Below are 7,126 nucleotides of genomic sequence, written 5' to 3' on the forward strand. Positions count from 1 at the left end.
CCCGGCAGCTACAGAACCTTAACGGCCCAGCTTAGCCGCAGTCTCCAGGGCATGATCAGCGTCGTACTTCATGGCGTCGTACTCGGCAGTTGCCTGCTGAGCCTCCACGAAGGTCTGCTCATCAATCACGTGAGTGTGGCGAATACGAGCAAAGTACAGCAGGCTCAGCACCACAAAGTAGCCCACGCCCACAATTGCCGGAACCATGGAACCGCGCACCATGAAGAGCGCAACCCACACCGCGAAGAGCAGCAGAACGCCAACCGCCGCGGTGAACTGGCCACCCCACAGGCGGAAACCATTGGTTGCAGGCTCAACACGCTTGTACACGATGTAGGCGAACAGAATCAGAACCCACACGGTCAGCGCGCACACCATAATCACAAAAATCATGGAGAGGAACGCTTCCTTCGGGCTGTACAGCGCCAGCAGAATAGCAATGACCATGCCGCTGGTCGACAGCCACACCGCACGAGCCGGAACGCCAGCGCGGTTCACCTGAGCCAGCTGGCGAGGTGCCATACCGTCAGCCGCCAACGAGTGCATCAGACGCGCGCCCGCGTACAAGTTCGCGTTCGCACTCGACAGTGCCGCAATCAGCACCACAAAGTTCACGAAGTGCGCCACACCGTGAATACCGAGCTGTTCAAAGACCAGAACGAACGGGGAAGCATCCACAGCGTCGCCCAGACCTGATGCCGAACGCCACGGAATAACAGCCACAACAATTAGAACCGCCAGCACGTAGAAGGTCGCCAAACGAACCATCATCGCCTTCGCCGAGGAACGCACCGAACGGGAGGGGTCCTTCGCCTCCGCAGCAGAGATCGAGATCATCTCAATACCACCGAAGGAGAACATCACCACAGCCAGCGACAGCCACACCGACTGGAGGCCGTTCGGCATGAAACCGCCGTCGTTGAAGAGGTTCGCGGTACCCACCGCGGCGTGACCGGGCAGGCCGAAGAAAATCAGGCACAGGCCTACCAGCAGGAAGGCAATAATCGAAATGACCTTAATCGAAGACAGGAAGAACTCCAGCATGCCGAAAGACTTCACGCTGGTCAGGTTCAGCACAATCAGCGCCACACCAAACGCGGCAATACCCGCCCACAGCGGAAGCTGCGGCCACCAATAATTCAGGTAAGTCGCTACCGACACCAGCTCAACGCCAGCAATCAGAACAGTCGCCGTCCAGTATGCGATGCGAGTCAAAAAGCCCGCGAAGGGGCCCAGGTAGCGGGTAGCGATAGTGCCAAAACCGCCGCGGACAGGGTAGCGAACCGCCATTTCACCGGTTGCCGCGCCAATCACCGAAGCGAGCGCAGAACCAATAGCGTAGGTGAGAATGACCGCGGGACCAGCCATCGCAATGGCGGTGCCCGAACCCAAGAAGAGGCCCGTACCGAGCGCGGAACCCATCACGATCATGGTCATCTGTCCGTGGGACAGAGAACGCTTCAGGGTGCGGGATCCGGCGGTCCCCGCTGCAGCGTGGCTGCGGGTATCGTCGTTGTGGGACACGAAGGTGCCTTCCGTCAGTACGCCTTAGGGGCGTGATGTGCAATGTGTGCTCGCACCCGGCTTCTGCGGCTTCTAGCCTCGTTGACGGGTACGAATAGTTAACTATTCTACGGGCACACTCACATCGCTCAGAACGGCGCCGTCTAGAGCGCATAAGCGAAAAGGCACCGAACGGGGGTGCTCCCCCATCCGGTGCCTTTTACGTTTTAGCTTCGCGAGGCTTTCACGCTATTTAGTGCTGTGCCGCGCTGGTGTTCTCGTCGGCGTGCATAGCGTCCAGGTCGGGGCGCTCATAACCGCCCTGAACCTTCGACGAGATGGCGTAGCCAATAGAAATCAGCACGAAGAAGACGATGCCGACCATGATCGATTCCTGGACACCCGAGCCGGGCAGCATGAACATTGCCGCCAGGGTCGCCAGAACACCCGCCAGAGCAAGACCTGCGGTGACGCGGCCACCCAGCACGGTGAAGGAGGAGGCGTCCTTCTGGTCCTTCTTGTACGCCTGGTAGGTCAGCAGAATCATGATCCACACGACCAGGATGCACAGGGTCACCAGCGCCATGAGCAGGGCAAAGATGTCACCAATCTTGGCAACAGCCATCACGGTCGCCACGACAACGCCGGTGAAGGAAATCAGCAGAGCCACGACCGGCACACCGCGCGAAGAGGTGCGGGCAGCCACTGCGGGAGCCATGCGGTCAGAGCCCAGGGCGTGCAGCAGGCGGGTTGCCGCGTACAGGGAGGCGTTAGCGCCAGAGAGCGCAGCAACGAGCACCACGAAGTTCATGATGTCCGCCGCGAAGGGGATACCCAGCTCGGAGAAGACCAGCACGAACGGCGACTCGGTCAGCTCCGAGTTCTGTGCGGCGGTCTGCCAGGGCACCAGGCACAGAATAATTGCCATGGACACCACGTAGAAGGTGGACAGGCGCCAAATCATTGCCTTCACGCTGGTTGCCACCGAGCGTGCCGGGTCCTTCGCCTCCGCTGCGGAGAGAGAAATCATTTCCACGCCGCCGAAGGAGAACATGACAACAGCCATCGAAATCCAGATGGATGCGGGGCCGTTGGGCAGGAAGCCGCCGTCGTTCACGAGGTTTGCGGTACCCGCCGCAGCGTGACCGGGCAGACCCACGAACACCAACAGCACACCAATCACCATGAACACGATGACGGCAGAAACCTTAATCGAAGAGAGCAGGAACTCCAGGGCGCCGAAGGACTTCACGCTCACCAGGTTCAGCACCAGAATAATCGCACCGAAGAGAGCAACGAACACAGCCAGGGGAACGTCCGGGAACCAGTACGCCATGTAGTGGCCAACCGCCACCAGCTCAGCACCAGCCAGCGGCACGGTGCACGCCCAATACGCCCAGCGAGTCAGGTAGCCGCTAAAGGGGTTCAGGTATCGGCTCGCAATGGTGCCGAAACCGCCCTGGACGGGGTGACGCACGGACATTTCGCCCGCGCACGCAGCAATGGTTGCCGCAATCATCGAACCAATAGCGTAAGAGAGGATTGCGCCGGGGCCCGCAATTTTAATGGCGGAGGAGGAGCCCAGGAACAGGCCCGTACCCAGCGCCAAGCCCATCGCAATCATGGTCAACTGGCCGTGGGAGAGGGAACGATTCAACGAGTCGTTCTTCTCCGACTGCTCGGGGGTGTTCCCCTGCAGTTTAGACATAACGTATCTCTTTCTTAGACATGCTGTGTATTGGATAAGGCTGAAATGGCAATGCCGCCCGGTCATTAGGCCGGGCGGCTCTGCACATCAGCTGTCAGGAGGTTAGCTTATGCCACGTACTCGAGTTCGTGACGCTTGAACCAACCAATAATCGGGTAGCTGATCGGCATGAGGAGCACCTCGACCAGGCACTTGTAGATATAGCCGATCAGTACGTAGTTGATGAATGCTTCCATGGTGTCAATGCCGAGCACCGGTGCCGCAATGGAGCAGAAGATGACGGTATCGAGCAGCTCACCGACCAGGGTGGAGACGATCATACGCAGCCACAGGAAACGGCCCTTGCTTGCCTTCTTCATTGCCACCATGACCCAGGCGTTCAGGGTCTGACCGCACAGGTAGCCGAGCAGAGAGCCGGCGTAAATCTGCCACACGGGGCCCAGCACCGCCTCAAAGGACTTCTGGTTCTCGTAGAATCCCGCGGCCGGCAGGTACATGATGACTAGGAAGCACACGGCGGCAAAGGCGGCTGCCACGAAGGAAGCCACGATGGCGCGACGAGCGCGCTTGAAGCCGTACACCTCGGAGAGCAGGTCGCCAATCACGTAGGCCAGGGGGAAGAGGAAGAAACCGCCGTCGGTCACGATGGTGTTACCGATGACAGGCAGATCGAAGGGCAGCGGGCCGAACTCCACGCCCTTGGTTGCGCCAATATTCGAGATAATCAGGATGACGCAGGATGCAGCCAGCAACAGATCAAAGTAGCCGCGACGACCGGCCCACGGCACCTTCACGGTGCTCGTCTGAGCCTTCGACTCGCTAACGGGTTTAGCCATAACTCTCCCCAGGTTCTTTCTCATGCGTTGTGTTTCTAGTGGTGGTTGTGTGGTGGGCTGACCACCGTAAACTTCAAATGCGGCACGTGGACCGCGTTCGGTGGGCTCGTCTGCCACCCGAGCCTCTCTAATAGTACCCATATACCGTGCGCCGGGCAGGTTGGGGGCCGCCCGCGCTAAAGTTCGGACGCTCGGGCGCAGCCGCGCCATGCGCCTCTGGGGCGTTTTGGCCCGCGGCGAGAGGTGGCGTCCGGCTTCGAGGCTCTGCCTACAATGGAGCCATGAAGAGGTTGAGCCACCGCCTGCGTCGTCCGCTGATCCACCACAACCAGCGGCGGCTCAGCGCGCACATTCCGCGGTTGCATCCGCTCCTCCCCCGCGCGGCGCGCCTGGTTCGAGCGGCCGCCACGGTATTTGAGCCGCTCGTACTCGCCTCTTCGGAGATTGTGGGTTACCGCCCGTTCTCGCACCGAGGGCGCACTATCTACTACCGCGTGGATAACCTCAACCTGCTCAGCAACCCCGCTACCGGCCGGGCGCCCGGGCTGCTCCTCTACTTCGACGGCGACCACATCTCACGCGCCGGAAGCCGCCTGCTTCGCCGCCGCTCTTCCCTGCGCGCCGAACTGGCGCAGGTGGCGGCTGAGTTCAATATGCTGTCGGTGCCGGTGCTGTCGCCGGGTAGTCTGCGGGAGCCGCGCCTTACCGACACCGATTCTTATGCGCCTCCGCTGACCTATAACTGGTGGGTTCGTGCCCGCTCAAACGGCAGGATGGTTCGCGCCCTGATTGAGGAGATTTCCTTGGCGTACGGGGTGGATATGAGCCGCGTCTGGCTTGCGGGCTATTCGGGTGGTGCGGAGTTCCTCAGCTATGAGCTGCTGTCGCACGATATTGACTGGCTTCACGGTGGCGGTGCCACCTTCATTGGTGGAGGCGGCGCTGACGGCATACCTGCGCGGGTGCGTGAGCGGGCGGCGTTGAGCCCGTCTTCGCATGCGCATCTGCTGATGAGCTGGCACGTGGGTGTTTTGGATGGGCGTTCCCCTTCGGCTCGGCGGCGCATGGCGACGAGCACTGAGGGTAGCTGGTCGGCGCGTATTGCGGCGCAGGAAGGCATCGCGTTCTATGAGGGGCTGGGCGCGCGGACGCTACTGCAGGTGACTCCGGGGCGTGGCCATACGGGGTATCCGATTGCGTCGTTGGTGGGTGCGGATTTGGCGACGGCGACGCGTTTGGGGTTCCTGTAGGGGCTTGTTTTTGTCATAAACGCGAAAATTCGCATGGATTATGCAAATTTCTTGGTGACACATTCGATATATTCGTCATTTGCTGACATTCTGCGGTAAGGTGTCACTATGCCACGTATTTCTGCAGCCACCAACGCCGCCCAGCGCGAGAACACCAAGCGCGCCATCCTTAACTCCTTTGGCGAGATTCTTTACACCCGAGGCCTGCCCGGCCTGACCATGACCGACGTCGCCAAGAACGCGGGCATCGGCCGCACCGCCGTGTACAACTACTTCGCCGACATGGGTGAACTGCTGGTCGCCTACGCCCTGGACGAGACCGAACGCTTCCTCAAGGAGCTACGCGAAGGTCTGGAGGGCATCGAGAACCCCATCGACCAACTGGCCGTGTACATCCGCCTGCAGATCAACGACCTGGCGCGCCGCCACCTGCCCCCGGGCCCGGCCATGCGCTCCATGCTCTCCCCCGAGTCCTACGCGAAGCTCGGCAAGCACGTGCAGGAGTTGCAGATGGTCCTGGCGAACATCCTTTCGGCGGCCATCGCCGAGAAGTACATTCCGCAGAACGATATCCGCGAGCTGGCGATGCTGGTGCACGGCTCGCTTTCTTCGAGCGCGGGACGCACCGAGGACGCGCCGGACGAGCAGACCCGAGAGCACCAGATCCTCAACACGATTCGCTTTATTCAGATGGGTCTGGGCGCCCGCTTCGATACCGAGGGCAACCCGGTACGCCTGGACTCCGAGGAACTCGCGCCCCAGTTGGCCCTCGCGCAGGACGACTCCGGCCAGAAGGATGCCGCGTAGGCCCCTTTCTACCGCGGTGGCGTGTTCGACGGAGTTCCGTCGCGCAGATATACGTTGAAACTTTAAAACGCAGGTGCCGAGCCGTTCATAGAATGGCTCGGCACCTGCGTTGTACGGTTCTGCGGGCAACCGCGCGGTCCGGGCTCGGAAAGCCGCCCGGCGTCGCCTAGTTGCGGGCCCCGGGCAACAGCGCCGGGGAGATGGAGTCCAGGTCGAGCACCCGCGCGTACATGACGGCGCGGCGGTGCAGGGCGTTGCGGAGCGCGCGGTGCACACCGTCCTCCAGGTAGAGTTCGCCGCCCCATTTGACCACGTGCGGGAAGAGGTCGCCGTAAAAGGTGGAGTCCTCGGCCAGGAGCGTTTCAAGGTTGAGGGTCTTCTGGGTGGTGATGAGGGTGTCGAGACGCACCTGCTGCGGCGCGATACCGCCCCAGTCGGCGTGGGTCATGCCGTGCTGGGGGTAGGGGCGGCTGTCGCCTACTTTTTTGAAAATCATGGTGGTGCTTTCTGCAGGTTTTTCGGACGCCCGGCGGCACGGGCCCCGAGGGGCTCTGAGGAAATAGTAGCAAGGGCGCAAAAAATCCCCGGCCTTAGAATCTAAGACCGGGGATCGGTGGCGGAGGATGGGGGATTTGAACCCCCGAGGGCTGTTAACCCAACACGCGTTCCAGGCGTGCGCCATAGGCCGCTAGGCGAATCCTCCAGCTATGTTCCCTGCGCATTGCGTAGGCAACGAATAAGACTTTACTACAGGTTTGCGATGCCACGCAAGCCTTATGAGGGAAAAGTAATAGAAAGCACATTACTGCTGAGCATGGCGGGTATCCGACTGCCTACGCACCCGTTTTTGGGCATGAAAAAACCTCTTACGCACCCGCTGAGAATCCGGATTCTGAGCGCGCGAAGAATCAAATCCGGATTCGAAGCCGCGAAGCGCCAGCGGAGCGGGCACGTAGTGCATATGACGGGTGCGAACTATCCAAGTACCGGGTTAAGGGTCAAAAAGTGTGTCCGGAATCGCG

General features: G+C 60.9%; 6 protein-coding genes and 1 tRNA gene. 2 read left to right on the forward strand and 5 right to left on the reverse strand.

Translation table 11 applies throughout. The features are described from left to right. Nucleotides 1-18 precede the first annotated feature (18 nt). From HMPREF2999_RS07270 to HMPREF2999_RS07280, 3 genes are all read right to left on the reverse strand, one after another. On the reverse strand, nucleotides 19-1,524 hold the full coding sequence (locus HMPREF2999_RS07270) for an amino acid permease (protein ID WP_070675665.1): 1,506 nt from the start codon (nucleotides 1,522-1,524) through the stop codon (nucleotides 19-21). Nucleotides 1,525-1,756: 232 nt separating this feature from the next. Next, entirely contained in the window at nucleotides 1,757-3,211 is a 1,455-nt protein-coding gene (locus HMPREF2999_RS07275; RefSeq protein ID WP_070675662.1) for an amino acid permease, read from the reverse strand. 107 nt (nucleotides 3,212-3,318) lie between these two features. Further along, on the reverse strand, nucleotides 3,319-4,047 hold the full coding sequence (locus HMPREF2999_RS07280; protein ID WP_070675659.1) for a queuosine precursor transporter: 729 nt from the start codon (nucleotides 4,045-4,047) through the stop codon (nucleotides 3,319-3,321). A 281-nt stretch (nucleotides 4,048-4,328) separates the two neighbouring features. Here HMPREF2999_RS07280 and HMPREF2999_RS07285 point away from each other — a divergent pair, with 281 nt between their 5' ends. Both HMPREF2999_RS07285 and HMPREF2999_RS07290 read left to right on the forward strand, forming a co-directional pair. Next, complete coding sequence (locus HMPREF2999_RS07285; RefSeq protein ID WP_070675656.1) at nucleotides 4,329-5,297, forward strand: hypothetical protein; 969 nt, start codon at nucleotides 4,329-4,331, stop codon at nucleotides 5,295-5,297. A 108-nt stretch (nucleotides 5,298-5,405) separates the two neighbouring features. Beyond that, nucleotides 5,406-6,104 (forward strand): TetR/AcrR family transcriptional regulator, encoded by a 699-nt coding sequence (locus HMPREF2999_RS07290; protein ID WP_070675653.1) that lies wholly within the window; start codon nucleotides 5,406-5,408, stop codon nucleotides 6,102-6,104. 166 nt (nucleotides 6,105-6,270) lie between these two features. On the opposite strand, the gene HMPREF2999_RS07295 is transcribed toward HMPREF2999_RS07290, so the two are convergent. Together HMPREF2999_RS07295 and HMPREF2999_RS07300 are read right to left on the reverse strand one after the other, a co-directional pair. After that, the gene (locus HMPREF2999_RS07295; RefSeq protein WP_049333972.1) at nucleotides 6,271-6,600 is read right to left on the reverse strand and encodes a type II toxin-antitoxin system VapB family antitoxin; all 330 of its coding nucleotides are present in this window, start codon (nucleotides 6,598-6,600) and stop codon (nucleotides 6,271-6,273) included. Nucleotides 6,601-6,718: 118 nt separating this feature from the next. Beyond that, nucleotides 6,719-6,807, reverse strand: a tRNA-Ser gene (locus HMPREF2999_RS07300). Nucleotides 6,808-7,126: the final 319 nt, after the last annotated feature.

The sequence above is a fragment of the Rothia sp. HMSC066H02 genome, assembly GCF_001814995.1.
In the GTDB taxonomy this organism is placed as follows: domain Bacteria; phylum Actinomycetota; class Actinomycetes; order Actinomycetales; family Micrococcaceae; genus Rothia; species Rothia mucilaginosa.